The sequence below is a fragment of the Mesorhizobium sp. P3_A8 genome, from assembly GCF_056402995.1.
This window is the reverse complement of the sequence record NZ_JBFUGI010000001.1, coordinates 487458-507306: the sequence shown is the minus strand read 5'-3', so window position 1 is coordinate 507306 and position 19849 is coordinate 487458. Positions and strand designations below refer to the sequence as shown.

The 19849-nt window shown below is 63.6% G+C and carries 27 protein-coding genes; 7 read left to right on the top strand and 20 right to left on the bottom strand.

Features of this window, described 5'->3' with window-relative positions:
- Positions 1 to 2: 2 nt before the first annotated feature.
- Both AC1DX4_RS02350 and gcvA read right to left on the bottom strand, forming a co-directional pair.
- Positions 3 to 1313: an ABC transporter substrate-binding protein gene (locus AC1DX4_RS02350; protein WP_477218778.1), complete on the bottom strand. Its 1311-nt coding sequence runs from the start codon at positions 1311 to 1313 to the stop codon at positions 3 to 5.
- Positions 1314 to 1535: 222 nt separating this feature from the next.
- Positions 1536 to 2441 carry a transcriptional regulator GcvA gene (gene gcvA / locus AC1DX4_RS02345; RefSeq protein ID WP_477218777.1) on the bottom strand — a complete coding sequence of 302 codons (906 nt, stop codon included), beginning with the start codon at positions 2439 to 2441 and terminating at the stop codon, positions 1536 to 1538.
- A gap of 109 nt (positions 2442 to 2550) precedes the next feature.
- On the opposite strand from gcvA, the gene AC1DX4_RS02340 reads away from it, so the two are divergent.
- Positions 2551 to 2736, top strand: a complete 186-nt coding sequence (locus AC1DX4_RS02340; protein ID WP_477218776.1) for a hypothetical protein — start codon at positions 2551 to 2553, stop codon at positions 2734 to 2736.
- 43 nt (positions 2737 to 2779) lie between these two features.
- Here the strand turns inward: AC1DX4_RS02340 and AC1DX4_RS02335 are convergent, their stop codons facing one another.
- Positions 2780 to 3739 carry a sugar-binding transcriptional regulator gene (locus AC1DX4_RS02335; protein WP_096452553.1) on the bottom strand — a complete coding sequence of 320 codons (960 nt, stop codon included), beginning with the start codon at positions 3737 to 3739 and terminating at the stop codon, positions 2780 to 2782.
- A 246-nt stretch (positions 3740 to 3985) separates the two neighbouring features.
- On the opposite strand from AC1DX4_RS02335, the gene AC1DX4_RS02330 reads away from it, so the two are divergent.
- Entirely contained in the window at positions 3986 to 4618 is a 633-nt protein-coding gene (locus AC1DX4_RS02330) for an HAD family hydrolase (RefSeq protein WP_477218775.1), read from the top strand.
- Here AC1DX4_RS02330 and AC1DX4_RS02325 read toward each other — a convergent pair.
- The 9 genes from AC1DX4_RS02325 to ureC form a co-directional block, all read right to left on the bottom strand.
- Positions 4615 to 5382: a class II aldolase and adducin N-terminal domain-containing protein gene (locus tag AC1DX4_RS02325; protein WP_477218774.1), complete on the bottom strand. Its 768-nt coding sequence runs from the start codon at positions 5380 to 5382 to the stop codon at positions 4615 to 4617. The two genes, AC1DX4_RS02330 and AC1DX4_RS02325, sit on opposite strands and share 4 nt — an antisense overlap.
- A gap of 87 nt (positions 5383 to 5469) precedes the next feature.
- Positions 5470 to 6111, bottom strand: a complete 642-nt coding sequence (ureG, locus tag AC1DX4_RS02320; protein ID WP_477218773.1) for an urease accessory protein UreG — start codon at positions 6109 to 6111, stop codon at positions 5470 to 5472.
- Complete coding sequence (locus AC1DX4_RS02315) at positions 6108 to 6548, bottom strand: DUF3995 domain-containing protein (RefSeq protein ID WP_477218772.1); 441 nt, start codon at positions 6546 to 6548, stop codon at positions 6108 to 6110. The genes ureG and AC1DX4_RS02315 overlap by 4 nt, the downstream gene beginning before the upstream one ends.
- A complete protein-coding gene (locus tag AC1DX4_RS02310) occupies positions 6545 to 7216 on the bottom strand; it encodes an urease accessory protein UreF (protein WP_477218771.1) in 672 nt (223 codons plus the stop codon). The genes AC1DX4_RS02315 and AC1DX4_RS02310 overlap by 4 nt, the downstream gene beginning before the upstream one ends.
- Positions 7209 to 7817 (bottom strand): urease accessory protein UreE, encoded by a 609-nt coding sequence (ureE, locus tag AC1DX4_RS02305; RefSeq protein ID WP_477218770.1) that lies wholly within the window; start codon positions 7815 to 7817, stop codon positions 7209 to 7211. Before ureE ends, AC1DX4_RS02310 begins: the two co-directional genes overlap by 8 nt.
- The gene (locus AC1DX4_RS02300) at positions 7814 to 8419 is read right to left on the bottom strand and encodes a glutathione S-transferase family protein (protein ID WP_477218769.1); all 606 of its coding nucleotides are present in this window, start codon (positions 8417 to 8419) and stop codon (positions 7814 to 7816) included. Before AC1DX4_RS02300 ends, ureE begins: the two co-directional genes overlap by 4 nt.
- A gap of 44 nt (positions 8420 to 8463) precedes the next feature.
- Positions 8464 to 9057: a hypothetical protein gene (locus AC1DX4_RS02295; protein WP_019862533.1), complete on the bottom strand. Its 594-nt coding sequence runs from the start codon at positions 9055 to 9057 to the stop codon at positions 8464 to 8466.
- 3 nt (positions 9058 to 9060) lie between these two features.
- A complete protein-coding gene (locus AC1DX4_RS02290; protein ID WP_477218768.1) occupies positions 9061 to 9555 on the bottom strand; it encodes a DUF29 domain-containing protein in 495 nt (164 codons plus the stop codon).
- A 61-nt stretch (positions 9556 to 9616) separates the two neighbouring features.
- Positions 9617 to 11329, bottom strand: coding sequence for an urease subunit alpha (gene ureC / locus AC1DX4_RS02285; RefSeq protein WP_477218767.1), 1713 nt, complete (start codon positions 11327 to 11329; stop codon positions 9617 to 9619).
- Positions 11330 to 11490: 161 nt separating this feature from the next.
- Between ureC and AC1DX4_RS02280 the strand changes: the two genes are divergently transcribed.
- Both AC1DX4_RS02280 and AC1DX4_RS02275 read left to right on the top strand, forming a co-directional pair.
- Positions 11491 to 11868: a hypothetical protein gene (locus tag AC1DX4_RS02280; RefSeq protein WP_477218766.1), complete on the top strand. Its 378-nt coding sequence runs from the start codon at positions 11491 to 11493 to the stop codon at positions 11866 to 11868.
- Between the two features lie 123 nt (positions 11869 to 11991).
- Positions 11992 to 12486: a hypothetical protein gene (locus AC1DX4_RS02275; RefSeq protein ID WP_477218765.1), complete on the top strand. Its 495-nt coding sequence runs from the start codon at positions 11992 to 11994 to the stop codon at positions 12484 to 12486.
- An 80-nt stretch (positions 12487 to 12566) separates the two neighbouring features.
- Here the strand turns inward: AC1DX4_RS02275 and AC1DX4_RS02270 are convergent, their stop codons facing one another.
- The 5 genes from AC1DX4_RS02270 to AC1DX4_RS02250 are packed head-to-tail and all read right to left on the bottom strand — an operon-like array spanning position 12567 to position 14930.
- Positions 12567 to 12872 carry an urease subunit beta gene (locus AC1DX4_RS02270; RefSeq protein WP_258588070.1) on the bottom strand — a complete coding sequence of 102 codons (306 nt, stop codon included), beginning with the start codon at positions 12870 to 12872 and terminating at the stop codon, positions 12567 to 12569.
- A 6-nt stretch (positions 12873 to 12878) separates the two neighbouring features.
- The gene (locus tag AC1DX4_RS02265; protein WP_477218764.1) at positions 12879 to 13466 is read right to left on the bottom strand and encodes a HupE/UreJ family protein; all 588 of its coding nucleotides are present in this window, start codon (positions 13464 to 13466) and stop codon (positions 12879 to 12881) included.
- Between the two features lie 34 nt (positions 13467 to 13500).
- Complete coding sequence (locus AC1DX4_RS02260; RefSeq protein WP_477218763.1) at positions 13501 to 13755, bottom strand: DUF1272 domain-containing protein; 255 nt, start codon at positions 13753 to 13755, stop codon at positions 13501 to 13503.
- A gap of 10 nt (positions 13756 to 13765) precedes the next feature.
- The gene (locus AC1DX4_RS02255; protein WP_477218762.1) at positions 13766 to 14068 is read right to left on the bottom strand and encodes an urease subunit gamma; all 303 of its coding nucleotides are present in this window, start codon (positions 14066 to 14068) and stop codon (positions 13766 to 13768) included.
- A 28-nt stretch (positions 14069 to 14096) separates the two neighbouring features.
- Positions 14097 to 14930, bottom strand: a complete 834-nt coding sequence (locus tag AC1DX4_RS02250; protein ID WP_477218761.1) for an urease accessory protein UreD — start codon at positions 14928 to 14930, stop codon at positions 14097 to 14099.
- Between the two features lie 210 nt (positions 14931 to 15140).
- Here AC1DX4_RS02250 and AC1DX4_RS02245 point away from each other — a divergent pair, with 210 nt between their 5' ends.
- From AC1DX4_RS02245 to AC1DX4_RS02235, 3 genes are all read left to right on the top strand, one after another.
- Positions 15141 to 15395 carry an acyl carrier protein gene (locus AC1DX4_RS02245; protein WP_477218760.1) on the top strand — a complete coding sequence of 85 codons (255 nt, stop codon included), beginning with the start codon at positions 15141 to 15143 and terminating at the stop codon, positions 15393 to 15395.
- Positions 15396 to 15399: 4 nt separating this feature from the next.
- On the top strand, positions 15400 to 16608 hold the full coding sequence (locus tag AC1DX4_RS02240) for a beta-ketoacyl-[acyl-carrier-protein] synthase family protein (protein WP_477218759.1): 1209 nt from the start codon (positions 15400 to 15402) through the stop codon (positions 16606 to 16608).
- Positions 16609 to 16836: 228 nt separating this feature from the next.
- Positions 16837 to 17541, top strand: a complete 705-nt coding sequence (locus tag AC1DX4_RS02235; RefSeq protein ID WP_477218758.1) for a glutathione S-transferase family protein — start codon at positions 16837 to 16839, stop codon at positions 17539 to 17541.
- Between the two features lie 57 nt (positions 17542 to 17598).
- Here the strand turns inward: AC1DX4_RS02235 and AC1DX4_RS02230 are convergent, their stop codons facing one another.
- The 3 genes from AC1DX4_RS02230 to AC1DX4_RS02220 form a co-directional block, all read right to left on the bottom strand.
- On the bottom strand, positions 17599 to 17907 hold the full coding sequence (locus AC1DX4_RS02230; RefSeq protein WP_477218757.1) for a hypothetical protein: 309 nt from the start codon (positions 17905 to 17907) through the stop codon (positions 17599 to 17601).
- Positions 17908 to 18000: 93 nt separating this feature from the next.
- A complete protein-coding gene (locus AC1DX4_RS02225; protein WP_477218756.1) occupies positions 18001 to 18612 on the bottom strand; it encodes a nucleoside triphosphate hydrolase in 612 nt (203 codons plus the stop codon).
- A 97-nt stretch (positions 18613 to 18709) separates the two neighbouring features.
- Positions 18710 to 19810, bottom strand: coding sequence for a hypothetical protein (locus tag AC1DX4_RS02220; RefSeq protein ID WP_477218755.1), 1101 nt, complete (start codon positions 19808 to 19810; stop codon positions 18710 to 18712).
- Positions 19811 to 19849 lie beyond the last annotated feature (39 nt).

The window sequence follows — 19849 nt, the reverse complement described above, 5'->3', positions numbered from 1 at the left end:
CCTTACTTGATGTAACCGCCTTCGGTCATGGTCGCGGTGGCCGCGTCCTGTGCCTGCTTCAAGGCATCGTCGACGCTCGACTGGCCGGCAAGAGCCGCCGAGAAGAGCTGACCGACGGTGGTGCCAAGGCCCTGGAACTCAGGGATGGCGACGAACTGGACGCCGACATAGGGCACCGGCTTCACGGTCGGATGCGTCGGGTCGGCAGCGTTGATGGAGTCCAGCGTCATCTTGGCGAACGGAGCCGCCTTCTGGTACTCGGCATTGGCATAGAGCGAGGAGCGCGTGCCCGGAGGAACATTGGCCCAGCCTTCCTTCGAAGCGACGAGCTCGGCATAGTGCTTGCTGGTCGCCCACGAGACGAACTTCTCGGCGGCGTCAGCTTTCTGCGTGCCGGCCGGAATGGCCAGCGACCATGCCCACAGCCAGTTGCCGCGCTTGCCGAGCCCATTGTCGGGCGCCAGGGCGTAGCCAACCTTGTCGGCGACGGTCGAGTTCTTCGGGTCCGAAACGAAGGACGCGGCGACGGTGGCGTCGATCCACATGCCGCACTTGCCCTGCTGGAACAGCGCCAGGTTTTCGTTGAAGCCGTTGGAGGATGCGCCCTCGGGGCCGTCGGCCTTCATCAGGTCGACATAGAACTGCAGTGTCTTCTTCCACTCGGGCTGGTCGAACTGCGGCTTCCAGTTCTCGTCGAACCAGCGGGCGCCGAAGGAGTTCGACATGGCGGTCAGGAAGGCCATGTTCTCGCCCCAGCCGGCCTTGCCGCGCAGGCACACACCGTTCACGCCATTGGCGCGATCGGTCATCTTGTCGGCGGCCTGGCGGATGAAGTCCCAGGTCGGTGCGTCGGGCATCTTCAGCCCGGCCTTGTCCATCAAATCCTTGCGGTACATGACGAAGGAGCTTTCGCCGTAGAAGGGCGCGGCATAGAGCTTGCCGTCGACCGAAAGGCCGCCGGCGATGGCCGGGATGATGTCCTTGGCGTCGTAGTCGTCGCCGAGCTTGTCGAGCGGCAACAGCCAGCTCTGCTTGGCCCAGATCGGAACCTCGTAGGTGCCGATGGTCATCACGTCGTACTGGCCACCCTTGGTGGCGATGTCGGTGGTGACGCGCTCGCGCAGCACGTTTTCTTCGAGCGTCACCCAGTTCAGCGTGATGTCGGGGTTAGCCTTGGTGAAGTCTTCGGTCAGCTTCTGCATGCGGACCATATCGCCATTGTTGACGGTGGCGATGGTGATGGATTCGGCATGTGCGGCAAAAGCGAGAGCGCTGGCCGACAACAAGCCCAGGGTGAGCGTGCGCAGTTTCATCAAATTCCTCCCATGAACCAAGATGAGCATTTGCCTTGGCTCTGAGCAATTACTCACTTGCCGTGAATTATGTCAAGCCGGATTCGATGCTGCAGCGCAGCACTCGGCCTTGCCGGCGCACGACGCAGGCATGGAAATTTGGGACGGCAGGCCGCGCCCGCGCCGGATATCAGGCGACGGGGCAGGAAGGCGTGGAAGCTTGGATCGGGTGAAACGGGCCTGTCAGCAGGCGATCTCGGCCAGCAGCCAGTCGCGGAAGGCGCGGATCTTCGGCACGTTGCGGCGCGCTTCGGGATAGACCAGCCAGTAGGCATGGCCATCGTCGCCGACCAGGTCGAAGGGCTGGATCAGGCGACCTTCGGCGAGTTCGGCCTTGAACAGCGCCCGGGTCAGGATCGCCACGCCATGGCCGGCGATAGCCGCATTGGCCTCATAGGCTTGCGCGCCCATGCTGCTGCCGGGCCGCTTGGCAAGATCGTGCGCATGGACGCCCGCGGTCTCGAACCATTGCGACCACCAGACGTCGCCCGGATCGAGGATCGGCAGCCGCAACAGGTCGGCCGGCTCCTTGACGCCGCCAATGCTCGCCGCGAGCTTCGGGCTCAGCATCGGCGTGAAATCGGCATCGAGCAGCTTGTGCGCTTCCAGCCCCGGCCATTTGCCGCCGCCCGAGCGGATGGCGATATCGGTATCCTCGCGGGCGAAATCCGTCAGTCGGCTCGATGTCTCGAGCCGAACAGCAAGGGCTGGATGGGCCATCTGGAAGGAGCCCAGATGATGCGCCAGCCAGTTCGAGGCGAAGGTCAGCACCGTGGTGACGCACAATAGCCCGTCGGCGCCGCCGCGCGCCGCGGCATAGGCCTGGCCAAGAATGGCAAAGGCCTCGCTGACCGCCGGCGCCAGCCGTTGCCCGGCTTCGGTCAACTCGATCTGCCGCGGCCGGCGCAGGAACAGCGGTGAACCGACACGCTCTTCCAGCACCTTGATCTGATAGCTGACGGCAGCCTGCGTCATGCCGAGTTCGACGGCGGCCTTGGTGAAGGAAAGATGCCGCGCCACCGCTTCGAACACCCGGATCGCCTGCAGCGGGGGGAGTTGCGAAAGCTGTGGCGAGCTCAGATCCGGCATAAGGCCTCCTTATGGGTCCTTATCGACGTTCGATTGGCAAAGCTGGCCGGCAAGACCGACATTCCTGTCAACCCGTCATTCGGGTTCAGGATAGCGAAGGTTGACGATCATGACCATGACGCAGCAAAAATGCACTCCGGCTCCCGATCACCGCTGGATTTCGTGGCTTACGGACGGATTCGGCTGGTTCGCGATAAGGAAAAGGGCACATCTCGACATCAGGGACCTGTCGCCGCATCTGCAACGCGACGTCGGTTTCCTCGATGGCAACGACCCCTTTGGCAGGCACAGATAGACTTGTTGGCTTTATCGCAAAAGCACGCGGCAGGGCTTACCGGTCAGATGCTGGCCAGCAGGGCGGTCGCCGTCCGCTCATCGGTGATCAGCCCATTGACCAGCCGGCGGTTCACGGCCGCCAGGATCCCCGGCAGCTTGCGCTCGCCCATGGCCAGCGCAATCACCAGTGATTTTTCGCGCGACGGCAGCGACGCCGACGACACCCGGTCATTGGTGATGCCCTCGATCATGCGGCCATCGCGATCGAACACCCAGCCGACGATCTCGGCGATGCCGCCCGCTTTCTGCAAGGCCTTCAACTCGCTTTCGGAAATGAAACCGTCCTCATAGAGCGGCGCCTTCGGGCCGAGGTCGCCGATGCCGATGAAGGTGACGTCGGCTTCCGCCGCAAGCGCCAGCGTCGGCTGGATCATCGGCTGATTGAGCAGCATCTCGCGCTCCTGCGGTGAGGAAGCGATGACCGGCAATGGCATCGGGAAGGAGCGTGCCTTGACCCGGTCGGCCATGGTGAAGATGACGTTGTAGAAGGCGGCCGAACCATCCGGCGAGATGTTGCCGGTCAAAGACACCACCTTGTGCTGCGGGCATTCCATCGGCGGCAATTGCTCGATCGCCGCCTTCAGCGTGCGCCCGGTGCCGATGCCCATGACGATCGGCGTCGGCGAGCGCAGCCGCCGCTCGATCTCGGCGGCCGCCGCCTCGGCGATGCCGATGGTGGTGGAGGATGAATTCGGATCGCTCGGCACCACTTCGACCAGGTCGAGCGCGAAGCGCGATCTCAGCCGGGCCGCCAGGTCAAGGCAGTTGGCGATCGGATGGTCGACACGAACCTTGATCAAGCCTTCCGACACCGCCAGCGACACCAGCCGCTGCGCCGTCTGCCGCGAAATGCCGAGCGTGGCGGCGATCTGGTCCTGTGTGTTGCCGGCAACATAATAAAGCCAGCCGGCGCGCGCCGCGTCGTCCAGCCTGTTGCTGCCGCCATCCTGCCGGGTATTCACGTCCTGCCTCCCCAAGGCCGCCGGTTATCAAGGCGGTCCGCTCTTAGTTTCGCAGGGAACGGCAGTCTGCGCAATTGTCAATATCAAGGGCAATTGTTCGCAACTGCGAGACAGGGATTGTCCCGCCGACAATCTTTGGCTGGAGAAAGCAAGGCGGCTTCGGCTCCAGTCGCAGCCACCTTCTGTGATCCCGACGGTTTATCTCCCGGCGCAAACCCTTTAAGGGGATCGCAAAAGGAGCGCTGCATGACACCGAAGGCGGTTTTCTGGGACATGGACGGCACGCTGGTCGACAGCGAGCCGCTGCACGAGGCGGCCCTGGTGGCAGCGATGCGCAATGTCGGTCTAAAGCCGCCGACCGACCTGCATGAGCGCGTGCTCGGCGTCGCCGCCTGGCCGGTCTACGAGATGATGCGCGACGAGTTCGGCCTGGACTTGGCCTTCGACGATTGGATCATGCGCAAATACGAGCACTATCTGCCGCTGGTCGAGGGCCTGAAGCCGCGCCCGGGCGCAATCGAGGTCTTCAACGAATTGCGGGCGCTTGGCGTGCAGCAGGCGGTGGTTTCCAATTCGGACCGGATGATCGTCGACGCCAATCTGCGCATGGTCGGCCTCATCTATCCCGGCATGAAAACGATCAGCCGCAACGATGTGCGCGAAGGCAAGCCGCACGCCGAACCCTTCCTGCGCGCCGCCTATCTGGCTGACGTCGATCCAGCGCACGCGGTCGCGGTCGACGACAGCTGGCCGGGCGCCATGGCGGGTCTGGCGGCGGGCATGAAGACGATCTTCTGGCCGGAAAAGCCGATGGAAGGACCGCCCGGCGCCGTCGTCATCAACAGCGCCGAGGAATTGCGGGCCGAGCTCGGTCTTTAATTCCGGTAGACGGGTTCCTGCTCGTCGAGGATCGCCTTCAACTCGGCGAGATGACGCTCGGCCTGGCCGGGATAATCATCCATCTCGCTGGCCGCCTTCTCGGCGATCGCGTCGGACAGCGTGCGCAGCGGGCGGCCGGTCCACAGCGCCTTGATGTAGGTCTCGGCGGCACGCTCAAAATAGAACATGCGGTTGAAGGCATCGGCGACCGTGTCGCCGATGACCATCACACCGTGATTACCCATCACCATCACCTTGACCTTGGGATCGGTCAGAAGCTGCGAGCAGCGCTCGCCCTCTTCCTCGAAGGCCAGCCCGCCATAATGGGCGTCGACGACATGGCGCTTGAAGAACATCGCCGAATTCTGGTCGATCGGCGGCAGAGTTGAATCCGCAAGCGAGGCCAGCACCGTGGCGTGGATGGAATGCACATGCATGGCGCAGCGCGCATGCGGCACGTTGCGGTGGATGGCGCCGTGCAGGCCCCAGGCGGTCGGATCGGGCGCGTTGGGGCCGGTCAGCGTTTCGGGATCGTTGGCGTCAATCAGCAGCAGGTCACTCGCCTTGATGCGCGAGAAATGCACCTGGTTGGGGTTCATCAGGAATTGCGTGCCGTCCTCGTTGACCGACAGCGAGAAATGATTGGCCACCGCCTCATGCATGTTGAGCCGCGCCGTCCAGCGGAAGGCCGCGGCGAGATCGACGCGCTCCTCGTAGTAGGGCAGATTGGTCAGCGTTTCCTTCTGCAGGCGGGCAATGCTCATCGAAAATCCTCCGGTTTTGGCCAGAATGCCGCGACCGACGGCCACCCGCAACGGGTTTTGGTTGGTGCAGGGAGAGCTTCTTGTCTGTCAGGCTGCGGTACTGGTGACCGTCGCAACCCTCAGACCGCCATGCTCGACGATGAAATCGATCACTTCCTGCAACCCCTTGCCACGTGAAAGGTCGGTGAAGCCGAACGGCCGCTTGCCGCGCATGCGGCCGGCGTCGCTCTCCATGACGTCGAGGTTGACGTTCACATAGGGCGCCAGGTCGCTCTTGTTGATGATCAGGAAATCGGAACGGGTGATCGCCGGTCCGCCCTTCCTCGGGATCTCCTCGCCCTGGCAGACCGAGATGACATAGAGCGTCAGGTCCGCAAGGTCCGGCGAGAACGTGGCGGCAAGGTTGTCGCCGCCGGATTCGATGAAGATGATGTCGAGATCGGGGAATTTCCGATTGAGTTCGGCGATCGCCTGCAAATTGATCGAAGCGTCCTCGCGGATGGCGGTATGCGGGCAGCCGCCGGTCTCGACGCCGACGATGCGGTCTTCCGGCAGTGCCTGCAGCCGGGCCAGCATCATGGCGTCTTCCCTGGTGTAGATATCGTTGGTGACGACGGCGATGGAAAACTCATCGCGCAGCGCCTTGCAGAGTTTTTCGGTGAGCGTCGTCTTGCCGGAGCCGACAGGGCCGCCAATGCCGATGCGCAGCGGGCCATTTTTCTGTGTCATGTCGGGAACTCCATGATGGCAAGGATGGCGAAGCCTAGCCCGATCAACAGGCAGAGCGGCGAATAATAACGGACATCGAGCCGGGCGAAAGGTTGCTCGGGCGCCAGCCGCCGCCACCACGGCGTGAAGCCGGCAATGCCGCGCCCCAGGAACACCAGCCCGATGAGCAGTGAGGTTGCGGCAAGGCCTTCCCTGGGGAAGGGCGAAGCAAAGAAGCCGATGAGCGCCAGCGGCCAGAGCGTCGCCAGACCGAGACAGGCGGCAACGGCGAAACTGGCAAAAGGCGTCGGCATTTCGTCGACACCGCGAAAACCGACAACGGCGCGGGCGCAAGAGGCGCCGTCCGTACCCGGCCAGATGCCGCCAATGCCCCAGTAGACATGCAGCGCCGTGATCAGCAGCAGAACAATGGACAGTGCAAAGGCGAGGAGGATCATGAGCGGAACAGCCGCGAGTACTGGGTTTCGTGCTTCATCGCCACGACGTCGGAGACGAAGGCGCAACCGCCGAGATCGTCCAATGTCGATCCGGATGCTCGGGCGGCGGTCGATAGCGCCAGCGGCTCGAAGCCGGCCAGCAACGTGGTGGCCTCGCTCTGTCCGACGACACTGAGCCTGATCGCCGCCTGAACGAGATTGGAGAAGAAGGCTTGCAGGAAGGCGGCCAGGGCGTCCTGAAGTGCAATGCCATGGCCGCCGGCAACAGCGCCGACAGCGACGCAATAGGCGCATTCTGCCGGCAAGCGCTCCAGCACGGGATTGGGCCAGGCGGCGGCGGCCTTGAGGAAGGCTGAACCTTGCAGCATGGTCTCGGTGTGGCGTTCGCGCGAGCCGGCGAGCGCCTCGGCCAGGGAGGCGACTTCATCGAGATCGCCGCCTTCGCGGGCGCGACACCAGCTCTCGGAAAACAGCACCGCATCGTTCCAGCCCGAACCCATTTCAACCAGCGTTTCCAGCCAGGCAGCCAGGCTCCCGGCATCGACAACCAGCCCGTCATGCACCGCGCGCTCCAGGCCATGGCTGTAGGCAAAGCCGCCGACCGGGAAGGCCGGCGACAGCCACGCCATCAGCCGCAGCAGGGCGATGTTCGAAGGTTGGTCAGTCATGGTCGTGGTGATGACCGTCGTGGGAATGGCTGTGGGAATGAGAATGCGATTCGCTGTGCGCGTGAGAGTGCGCTTCACCGTGGCCATGCGCATGCGCCTCGGCGTGGCCGTGATCGTGGCCATGCCCGCCACCATGGCCGGAATAGGCGCCGCGCACCGGCTTGAACGGTTCGGAAACCTCGCGCACCGTGGCGCCAAGCCCTTCCAGCATCGCCTTGATGACGTGGTCGCGCAGGATGACGATGCGATCCGCCTCGATGCCCGCCGCGAGGTGGCGGTTGCCAATATGCCAGGCAAGTTCGGTCAGATGCACGCCGTCGCGGGCGCGGATGTCATAGACTTCTTCCGGCGCGGCAAGGATCTCGACATGACGGCCATCCTCCAGCACCAGCCGGTCGCCATCGTTGAGGGCAACAGGCTCGGGCAGATCGACCAGTACCTTGCTGCCGTCTGACAATTCGATGGCGCGGCGGCGCAGATGCCGCTCGTCGTGAGGGAGAACCGCTTGGCCGGAGGGCGCTGTGGATCCCACACTGCCAGCGGGCAGCACGGAGACGGCGCGCGGGAATTTGGTGAAGTCGGTGTTGAGGTTGAGTTTCATTTCGTGGCTCCGCCATTTGCTTGTGCCCGTGCGCGGGCGGGCCGCGAAAGCACGCGGTCGAGATAGGCGTTGACGCGCTCGGACTCGATCGGGAATTTTCCGGCGCGAGCCCAACTGCCCATGTCGCCCAGCAACACGTCGACGGCGGAAAATCGGTCGCCAAGCGCAAAATTTTTGTCGCCAAGCCGGCGGTCCAGCGCCTTGGCTTCCGAAGCGAAATCATAGGCCGCGGCGGGGCCGACATCGACCCGCACCTCCTTCGGCAGCAGGAAGCGGTGGCGCAATTTGTTCCACAGCGGAGCCTCGAACTCGCTCTGGGCAAAATGCATCCAGGAATCCAGCTCTGCACGGCCGGCGACGCCCGGATTGGCGCCCATCCCCTTGTCGGCGTGCTTGTCGGCCAGATAGACGCAGATCGCCGCCGAATCCGTTACCGTCAGCTCGCCGTCGATGAGGATCGGCACCTTGCCCGACGGGTTGAGCGCATAGGCTTCCGGCGAGCGCAGTTTCACTTCGACGAATTCATAGGGCTGCCCGAGTTCCTCGAGCATCCAGAGAACGCGGCTGACCCGGGATCCGCGCGATCCAATGGCCTTGTACATAGTAAAATCCTGCCTTTCCCCAGACTCTAGACCATCCGCTATGGTCATACGATCGTGTCGAAGAGCCGCAGGATGAACGATATCTGGTAGATCAGCGCCGCCGCGACGAAGGCGATATGGAAGCGGCGGTCGCGCACCAGGATTGCGGCAATGCACAGTGCCACGAAGACCGGCGTGCGGAACAGATATTCGTTGCCGAAGCGGGCGAAATGCTCCGGCCCTTTCAGCAGCGTATCGATGACGTCGAGCAGATAGGTCGCGGCCAGCAGGCCGAAGAACCAGCCCCGGCGCGAATAGAAGAAATCCTCATAGCTGGTGTAGTCCAGCATCGAATCCGGAAACAGCAGCGCGCAGAGCAGGAACAGCGTGATCGCGTAGAAGATGATGAAAAGGTATTTGCCGAAGGTCCAGGTCTCGATGGCGTAGAGGCCGAACTCCCACCACCAGAAATGCACCAGCATCAACAGCACCGAGGCGACCCAGGCCAGGTGCACGGGATAGAGCCGGTACTGGCCGGGATGCTGGACGATCCGCGCCACCCCTGACAGCAGGCGGGCGACGCCAAGTCCGATCACCATGCCCATGACGATGCGGATATGCGGGAAGATATCGTGGGGGGAGGCGATTTCGGTGGCCATGCCCTAGTCGCGAATGAGTTGATCCGGCAACCAAGGCGCGCCAGGGAAAAATTCCTGATTGAGCACGTCGGCAATTTGATAAGGACAATCGACGGGGAAATTCCTTTCGGGCATACCCGTTTCGTCAATCGCTTTCAGTCGGGCAAACTCGAATTCGCCAGAAAGCTGCGTTCCCGGATAGGTCTTGAGGCTTGGACTTTCATCGATCAGCTTCTTGATCTGATACCGCTGCTCTCGAATGGTGAGCAACCAACCTGCCTTGCGTCGTTCCGCCTGGAACTGCCACTTCAGCAGATGCAAAAGCAGCGTGCCAAGTCTGTTCGCAATCTCCCTCTTGTCACTCCGCCCCAAACTCTCGATCTCCTCGGCAAGATTCTCGCGATCGAGGTCGGAAAGAAGACCTTCGCGCAATAGCGCGCCCTGTTCGGCGCACCACTGAGCATAGTCTGTCTCAATGGGTGTAGACTTATGCCGCCGCTGTATCTGGATCTTGTTCATGGTCGCATAATGCGCCGTTTTCGATCCCAAGCCAATCGTTACCCGCCAATCACTATTCGCATCAAAACAGAAAATACCGCTGCGCCATCGGCAATACCGTAGCCGGCTCGCAGGTCAGCAATTCACCGTCGGCACGGACCTCGTAGGTCTCGGGATCGACCTCGACATGCGGCGTGGCGTCGTTGAGCACCATCGAATGCTTGCCGATGCCGCCGCGGGTGTTTTCGACAGCGACGAACTGCTTGTCGACGCCAAGCCGGCCATGCAGCCCCGACTCCAGTGCTGCCTTCGAAACGAACGTCACCGACGAATTGGTCCTGGCCTTGCCATAGGCGCCGAACATCGGCCGGTAGTGCATCGGCTGCGGGGTCGGGATCGAGGCGTTGGGGTCACCCATCGGGGCGGCGGCAATCATGCCGCCGATCAGCACCATGTCCGGCTTGACGCCGAAGAAGGCCGGGTTCCACAGCACGAGATCGGCGCGTTTGCCGACGGCAATCGAGCCGATGTCTTTCGACAGTCCATGCGCGATGGCCGGGTTGATGGTGTATTTGGCGATGTAGCGGCGGACACGGAAATTGTCGTTGTTACCGGTTTCCTGCGGCAGCGAGCCGCGCTGGCGCTTCATCTTGTCGGCGGTCTGCCAGGTGCGGATCGCCACCTCGCCGACACGGCCCATCGCCTGGCTGTCCGACGAGATGATCGAGAAGGCGCCGATATCGTGCAGGATATCCTCCGCCGCGATCGTCTCCTTGCGGATCCGGCTTTCGGCGAAGGCGATGTCCTCGGGGATCGACGGCGACAGATGGTGGCAGACCATCAGCATGTCGAGATGCTCGGCCAGCGTGTTGACGGTGTAGGGCCGCGTCGGATTGGTCGACGACGGGATGACATTGGGCAGGCCGCAGACCTTGATGATATCAGGCGCATGGCCACCGCCCGCACCCTCGGTGTGGAAGGCATGGATGGTGCGGCCCTTGATCGCCGCGACGGTGTTTTCGACAAAGCCGGATTCGTTCAGCGTATCGGTGTGGATCATCACCTGCACGTCGTACTCGTCGGCCACCGACAGGCAGCAGTCGATCGCCGCCGGCGTCGTGCCCCAATCCTCGTGCAGCTTCAGTGAGCAGGCGCCGCCCAGCACCATTTCCTCCAGTGCCGCCGGCAACGAAGCATTGCCCTTGCCCGACAGGCCAATATTCATCGGAAAGGCATCGAAGGACTGGATCATGCGCGCCATGTGCCATGGTCCCGGCGTGCAGGTGGTGGCCAGCGTGCCATGCGCCGGGCCGGTGCCGCCGCCGAGCATGGTGGTGATGCCGCTCATCAGCGCTTCCTCGATCTGCTGCGGGCAGATGAAGTGGATATGCGCGTCGAAGCCCCCGGCGGTGAGGATCTTGCCCTCGCCGGCGATGATTTCGGTACCGGGGCCGATGATGATGGTGACGCCATCTTGCATGTCCGGATTGCCGGCCTTGCCGATCGAAGCGATGCGGCCATCCCTGAGGCCGATATCGGCCTTGAAGATACCGGCGCTGGCGTCGACCACCAGGGCGTTGGTGATGACGGTGTCGACCGCGCCCTGGGCGCGCGACACCTGGCTTTGGCCCATGCCGTCGCGGATCACCTTGCCGCCGCCGAATTTTACCTCTTCACCGTGAATGGTGAGGTCCTTTTCAACCTCGATGAAGAGTTCGGTGTCGGCCAGCCTGACCTTGTCGCCGACTGTCGGGCCATACATCTGGGCGTAGGCGGCGCGGGTGATTCTGGCCATCAGCGATTGCTCCCGAAATGCGATTTGGTTGAGCTGCACATTGCCGCCATCCAATGGTCATTCAATGACCCGCTGGGCGACACCTTCTGATCCCATTTGGCGGTTGAGGTTGACAGGTCACCCCGAAACGACCGTTTGCCAAATCGATGGAAGGAAAATCCATGCGCAAAACGATAGTTCTTGCCGCCGCTGCCAGCCTGATGCTGGCCGGTGCCGCCAGTGCCCAGCAGCAACCTGCTCCGGCCACGCCTGCCCCCGCTCCAACCACGCCCGCTCCCGGCGGTCAGCAGGCCGCGCCGGCAATCCAGAGCGTCAACATTGTCGACATCACCGAGCTGCCAAAGGACACCCAGACGCAGGTCAATCAGGTCATCGCCCAGCGCGGCGATGAAGGCCTGCAGAAACTGCGCAGCTCGATCGACGCCACCCCCAAGGTGAAGTCCGCTCTCAAGGCCAAGGGGATCACCTCGGCGCAAGTGGTCGCGGCCAGCATGGAGCCTAACGGCGCGCTGACCCTGATCACCAAGAAGGCCAGCTGACGAAGCGGCGCGGCGGGCCGGTATCCGGCCCGCCGGCCGTATCGCGAAGGGAACCGTGGCAGGGCTGGAGTCGTTTCGCTTCCTGATTGTTCTGATTGTTGAAACAAACTGCGAAAGCGAATGATGAGCTCCACCACTCTCTCCGATGCCCGATGGCTGCATGCCGTTGCGGCGGCCGCGTTCCTGGCAGCGAGCCTGCCTCAGGCCGCGTTGAACGCGCAGGGCCTTGAAAGCCCGGAGACTGTCGACCGCATCGTCGGCTCGCAAATCAACGAGGAACAGGCCAAGACGACAGCTGAAATCGGAAAAGTCAGTTCGGCGATCGACCGCACGCGTGACAACATCGGCACGGTGCGCAAGACCTCCAAGCTCGATAAGGTCGACATCGTGTTCCTGACCGACTCGGCGCGCAGCGAAGGCGGTCCGCCGGCAATCATCCAGAACAAGGTCCGGCAGCATCGGGACGATGTCGCGGAATTGCGCAAGGAGATCGAGGCCAACGCCCTGCTCTTCAACGCAATCGATTCGCGGCGCGTGGCTGCGCAGGACATTCTCGCCGTCGAGTTCGACGACCCCGGAAAGATCGTCATCTATGCGGCCGCCAAGCCGTCGAACTGAGCCGAAAGCAACGCTCGCTTTCGGGTTTGCCCCGAAGCCGGTCGCCATCCTTACGCGCCAGGCATGAGACGCCACCGGTCTCACAGCTTGCCCATCACCTTCTGCTGGAACCCATAGACCTCGCGTTTGCCGCCAAGCGGCACCAGCGTCACGTCGCGTTCTTGTCCCGGCTCGAAGCGCATGGCGGTGCCGGCGGCGATGTCGAGGCGCATGCCGCGCGCTCGTTCGCGGTCGAATTTCAGCCCCTCATTGGTTTCGAAGAAATGGTAGTGGCTGCCGACCTGGATAGGCCGGTCGCCACTGTTGGCGACTTTCAGGGTGATGGTCGGCAAACCCTTGTTGAGCTCGATGTCGCCTTGAACGGGGATGATTTCGCCGGGGATCATCTGAGATCACACGACGCCGAAGGCGAGGCCGACGCCGATCGCCGCGCAGGCAGCGCCCGCGACACGAGCCAGACCACGGAACCTGAGACCGAGGCTCAGGCCAGCGGCGATGCCGGTGGCATGAAGCAGCGCGGTGGCGACGGCAAAGCCGGCCATGTACTCGAGCCCGCCGGCATTTTCCGGCACTTCGGTGCCATGGGCGTGACCGTGAAACAGCGCGAACAGGCCGATGATGGCGACACCGGCCGAGACGGGCAGATCGATGGCCAGCGCCACCAGCAGGCCAAGCGCCACGACGGAGGCGAGTATGCCCGGCTCGACGAAGGGCACCGGCACATGCGCCATGCCAAGGGCAGCGCCGCCCAGCATGACCCCGACAAAAGCAGCCGGCCACGCCCAGATCGCCCTGCCGCCCTTGAGGGCCGCCCACAGGCCAACGGCGATCATCACGGTCATATGATCAAGGCCGGACAAGGGATGCATGAAGCCGGCCGTGAAGGACGACGTCGTACCGATGCCGACATGGGCGTAGGCGGGCATGGCCGCAGCCAGAAACAGGATCGCCGAGAGGGACAGTCGTTTGGCAGGGATCATTTCTATTTGCCTTCCGTTTCCAGTATCACGGTATTCATGCGGCTCTGCGCGGGCCGCAGCCCTCGGCCTTGAGGACGCGCTTGGTCGAAGCCGGATATTTTTTCAGCATCGCGGCGGGACGGGTCGGCCGGGCCGAAAAATTGCCGCCGCAATTGGGGCAGACGCCGTCCAGCACATGTTCCACGCAATCGGCACAGAAGGTGCACTCGAAGGTGCAGATCAGCGCATCCGCCGCCTCGGGCGGCAGGTCCTTGTCGCAGCACTCGCAGTTTGGCCGCAGCTCAAGCATCCCGGTCTCCTCACCTGATGGGCTCGTGCACGGTCACCAGTTTGGTGCCGTCGGGGAATGTCGCTTCAACCTGCACGTCATGGATCATTTCGGCGATGCCTTGCATCACCTGCGCGCGGGTGACGACATGGGCGCCGGCCTCCATCAGGTCGGCGACCGGGCGGCCGTCGCGAGCGCCTTCGACGACGAAATCGGTGATCAGCGCGATCGCTTCCGGATGGTTGAGCTTGACGCCGCGCTCCAGCCGCTTGCGCGCCACGATCGCCGCCATGGCAATCAGCAGCTTGTCTTTTTCCCTCGGCGTCAGGTTCATGCGGTTTCCAAAGATGAGGCAGACAGGATCACAGTGACCATAATTTGGGCAGCCCCGCCTTTCCGTTGAGCAATCCGACAAGCGGAACCAGCCGCTGGCGCAGGTGGTAGCTGTCCACGGCGTAAAGCCTCGCAAGAAGCTTGCCAGTTGCCTTGGCACTCCAGGCACTGGCGCCGCCCTGGTCGCCGACGATCTCCCGGACCGGGTCGAGCAAAGCCTCGGCCCGCGTCGACACCAGCAGCAGCGTTGCCACCGCGATTGCGCCGCCGGCGCTGGCCGCGCGTGCCAGGGCACCAGTGATGTCGGGCCCGATGCGAAAATCCTCGGCATGGATGAGGACACCATCCCTGCGAACACGCCAGCGGTCGTGGAAAGTGCCCTGCGCGGCGCGTTCGCCCATGGCCAGGCGACCGAAGACAGTGGCCTCCAGCACCAGCGCCTCGGCCCCCGCTGCAAGCTCGACATCCAATGTGCGGGCAAAGGCCGCCCGGTCGAAGACGATGGTTTCTTGCGGCAGCCAGGCGATGCGGCCGTTTTCGCCGACGCTCAGCCTGACCCGCACCTGGGCATGGTCGGATGCGGCGCGATAGACCTTCTCGCAGGCCTGGGTCGTTATCGACACCGAGGCTCCTGCACCGACATCCACATCCCAGCCGATGCGGTCGCCGCCGGTCAATCCGCCGGCGGTGTTGATCAGCACCGCCTCCAGCGGATCGGCCGAAACCGCCGGCAGCCTTATCTTGGCGGAGCCGTCCTGGTAGAGGCGCCGCAGCCGCGTGCGGCCGTCCGCGCTGGCGCAGCCCAGCTGCGCCAGACCCGCGGCGCGCTGAGCCAAAGGGGCCGAAAACTTGGTATATTCCATCGTATCCACCCCGTCAGGTTAAGCACTGTGGCGGTTTTGTCGACATATAGCTTGTTGCTTGATGGCGTTTCCGTTTCTATAGAGAGAGCCACCTCGGTACGGTCAGGCGATGCTTGGCGGAGGTAGAAGGCGACGATCGCGGCCTGATATCGAGGACAAGAAGGCGCTGTTAAGTTGGCGTCGGGAAACGAAAAGTGGGGAAGAGACCGAATGGCCGACCAACTGGCAGCGGATATCATCGAAAAGATCAAGGCCCATGCCGAGCCGGGCGGTGAAGAAATCACCACCGGCACCGAATTGACGTCGCTCGGCATCCATTCGCTCGAGCTGACCGAGATCATCTTCGATCTCGAGGAGCAATATGGCATCGAGATCGAGATGAATACGGTCGATGCCTGGAGCAATCTGAAGAATGTCGGCGACATGGTCGAGGCCGTTCGCGCGCTGATCGCCAAAAAAGCCTGACCGAATGCTGAAACGCGTCGTCATCACCGGTCTTGGCGGGATATGCGGGCTCGGCACCGATGTGCCGGCCATCTGGGGTGAGATGCGTGCTGGCCGTTCGGCGATAGGTCCGATCGAAAATCATTCCTTGCACGATCTGAAGGTCAGGACCGGTTGCGAGATCAAGGCGCTGCCCGATCACGGCATCGAGCGCAAGCAGCTGGTGTCGATGGACCGCTTCAGCCTGCTGGCCACGATTGCCGCCCGCGAAGCCATGCGGCAGTCCGGATTGGCTGCGCACGCCGACAACACCTACCGTATGGGAACCATTGTCGGCGTTGGCGTCGCCGGATTCGAGACGGTCGAGGAGAACTATCGCGCCATCCTGGTCGAGGGCAAGAATCGCGCCGGGATCTTCACCGTGCCCAGGGTCATGCCGGGCGCCGCCGCCGGCCAGGTCAGCATGCATCTAGGCCTGCGTGGGCCGGTCTTCGGCGTTACGTCGGCCTGCTCGTCGGCCAATCATGCCATCGCCTCGGCGGCGGACCAGATCAGGCTCGGCCGCGCCGATGTCATGGTCGCCGGCGGCACCGATGCGCCGCTGGTGTGGGGCGTGCTCAAGGGCTGGGAAGCGTTGCGCGTGCTGTCGCCCGACACCTGCCGGCCGTTTTCGGCCGACCGCCAGGGGCTGGTGCTCGGCGAAGGCGCCGGCATGGCGGTTCTGGAAAGCTACGATCACGCCATGGCGCGTGGCGCCACCATTCTCGCCGAAATCGCCGGCGCCGGCCTTTCGGCCGATGCCTCCGACATCGTCGCTCCGACCGTAGAGGGACCCGAAGCGGCGATGCGCTTCTGTCTTGCCGATGCCGGGCTCAATCCCGAGGACGTCGATTATCTCAACGCCCACGGCACCGGCACCAAGGCCAACGACCAGATCGAGACCACCGCGATCAAGCGCGTCTTTGGCGAGCATGCGCGCTCGCTGTCGATCTCCTCGACCAAGTCGATGCATGCCCATTGCCTGGGCGCGTCGGGCGGACTGGAGATGATCGCCTGCGTCATGGCGATCCGCGAAGGCGTCGTGCCGCCGACCGCGAATTACCGCGAACCCGATCCCGATTGCGATCTCGACGTGACGCCCAATGTGGCGCGCGAGCGCAAGGTGCGCGCCGCGATCAGCAACGGTTTCGCCTTCGGCGGCACCAACGCGGTGCTGGCGTTCAAAGCGATCTGAACCCAGGCGGGGTCACCAACGCCTCAGGCGGTTACCACCGCCCCGGGCGGTTACCACCGCCCCGGGCGGTCTTGAGCGCGCTTGACCATCCGCCGCGTTCGATCCGGTTGACTGTCCGTGCATGGCGAAACTGTCGCCGCCATATTGATCACACCCGGCCGCGCGCCTAATTCTTTGCAGACCCGCCAGCACTGCGCCCTCTGCGCGCATCCCCATTCAGGAGTTACCATGGCCGACCTGTCCGCCTTTCCGATCACCGCGCGCTGGCCAGCCAAGCACCCGGACCAGATCCAGCTCTATTCGGCAACGACGCCGAACGGCGTGAAGGTCTCGATCGCCCTGGAAGAGATCGGCCTGCCCTATGAGCCGCACCTGGTCAACATCGGCAAGGATGAAAGCTGGACGCCGGAATTCCTGTCGCTCAATCCCAATGGCAAGATCCCGGCGATCATCGATCCGAACGGTCCGGACGGCAAGCCGATCGGCCTGTTCGAATCCGGCGCCATCCTGCTCTATCTCGCCGAAAAGACCGGCCTGCTCATGCCTGTGGACGCGGCGCGGCGCTACGAGACGATCCAGTGGGTGTTCTTCCAGATGGCGTCGGTCGGGCCGATGTTCGGCCAGGTCGGCTTCTTCCACAAATTCGCCGGCCGCGAGATCGCCGACAAGCGGCCGCTGGAGCGCTATCGCGACGAATCGAGGCGGCTGCTCGGCGTGCTTGATCGCAGGCTCAAGGGCCGTAAATGGATCATGGACAATGACTATACCATCGCCGACATCTCGCTGCTCGGCTGGGTGCGCAACCTGATCGGCTTCTACGAAGCACGCGACCTCGTCGGTTTCGATGATTTCGCCAATGTCGCTGCATGGCTGGAGCGCGGCCTGGCCCGGCCGGCGGTGCAGAAAGGCCTGACCATTCCAGCAAGGGGCTGAATGCCCCTCGCCATAGGCGATTGCTTTGGCGGGCCTACTCTAACTAAGCAGCCTGTGCTACTTCGCCTTGGCTTTCGAACCGCCTCTGCCCATCACGGAGGCTGCGAGCGAAGCAGCGCCGCGCGCGGTTGCGACCACGGCGCCGGCTGCAATATTCGCCGCCGTCCGAACAGCACCGGGTTTGGCCGGCGCGGGTTTGCGCGGGCTGGCGGTCTTCGCGGCCGCGACGACCTTCCTGGGTGCGGCCTTGCCGAAAGCGCCCTTGGCGTCTTTCGAGCGTTCGGCGATCGCTGGGCCAGCACCGGCCTTCGCCTGAGTTGCCTTCGCAGGCCTCGTCTTTGCGGGTTTTTTTGCGTTGGTTGCCATTGGAAAATCCCTTACGCCGAACAAACGGGTTGTCAGGCATAACGGCGTGAAACTCTTAAGGTTCCCGTCCAAAAATACCGAAAATTAAGCGTGTTAACCAATGACCAGGTCGGCGGCCCGGCGCCGGGCCAGCACGCGCTCGATGTTGGGCATGTCATTGGAGGCGATCCAGGCGCGCGCATCCTCGTCGGAACGGCCATGGCCGTGCCAGCGCTCCATCAGGCGGCGCTCGAGTTCATTGCGCGGCACGTCGACGAAGATCGAGAAATCGAACAGCGGCGCCAGCCGCGACCACGGCTCCTCGTCGAGAAGCAGGTAATTGCCTTCGACCAGGATGAATTTGGTCTCGGTGCTGACGATTGCCGCGGCGGCGCGCGACAGTTCCATGCCGCGGTCGAAGACGGGAATGGCGATGTCGGGTTCAACGGCCCGGATGCGCTTCATCAGGGTTTCGAAACCGGCGAAGTCGAAGGTTTCCGGTGCGCCCTTCCTCGCGCGCAGCCCGCGTGCGTTGAGCACGATGTCGTCATAGTGGAAGCCGTCCATCGGCACGACTTCCACCGCCCCTTCCGGCAAAAGGTCATGCAAGCCGGCCGACAGCGTCGATTTTCCCGACCCCGGCGGCCCGGCAATGGCGACAATGAAGCGCTTTGCCTTGCCGGCGCGCTTGAAGATGGTGGCGGCGAGGTGGGCGATTTCGGACATAGGGGCCTCACTTGCCCTGATAACAGGCACGATGTTCCGCCGCATCTTGGCGGCAGTCGGTGGAAATTTCAAACCCCGCGCTCGCGCAATCCCCGCTCTAGCCGGCGACAGGCTGACCAATGCGCAGGAACGCGCTGTCGAACGGCACTTCACTGGTCGAGCCGCCGGCCGAGAGCCGCATCTGGCCATCGGCCGTGGTGATTTCCTGCGGCGGTTGGCCACCGGAGAGCGGAATGGCGCCGATGACGTGGCGGAACGAAAAGCTGCGGCCTTCACCGAGGGCAAAGGCGGTTGCCACGCCTTCGCGCTTCAGCCAGTTGTCGCCGATCGATGCGGCATGGCCGACAGCGGCGCGACCGTCCTCGATGCCGAGCACGCCCAGGTGACGCCCGCTCCAGGGCGCGTAGTCGCGCCCGCCATTGCTGAGCCACAGCATTGTGATCGGCAGCTCGGCCGGGTTTTTCAGCACCAGCACCAGATCGTCCTCGGCCTGGCGCGCCAGCGCCGTCCAGCCCGGTCCGCCATGGTCGGCCTCGACCAGGGTGATGAAATCCTCGCGCCGGTCGTCCATGCGGTATTGCGTCAAGTCGGCCGTGCCGCCGGCGGCGGTGGGAAAATGGTTGAGGTCCGTGGACCGCGCTGGATAGGCCAGCATGAAGCGGCCACGCGCGGGATCGGACTCCAGCGGATCGTCCAGCGTTGCGGCGAACCGCTTGCGCGAAAAGGCCAGTCTGCCACCGCCTTTCATCACCGTCATCGGGTGATGGGCGACGGAGATTGCGCCGGACCCGCCGGAAAACACATGTTCCTGATAGAGGAAGGGATGGCCGTCGATGAGTGTAAAGATCTTGTCGACGCTGGCGCCCATGACCGTGTGCCGCAGCCGGAAGACCGCGCGCCAGCCGCCATCCGTCGCGCCGCTCTCGGTGACATCCCAGGCGCTGTTGGCGGTCCAGCCATGCAGCGGCGCCTCCTCGACATCGCTGCGCGAAAACGGCGCGCAGAGGAAATCGCCGGACAGCCGGACGCTGCCTTGCGGCAGGTCCTGCGGCAGCGTCTCGCCTGCGTCGACCCAGGGCGCGCGGTGCAACGGCTTCAGCTGGCGCCCGCCACTCTCGACGACCATGTCGGCGATGTGGCCGACGGTGAGATCGAGCGAAACCGAAATACCCCGGGCCTTGATCGTGCTGATGGTCATTGCGCTCTCACCGATTCTGAAGCCGGAAACAGAACCTGT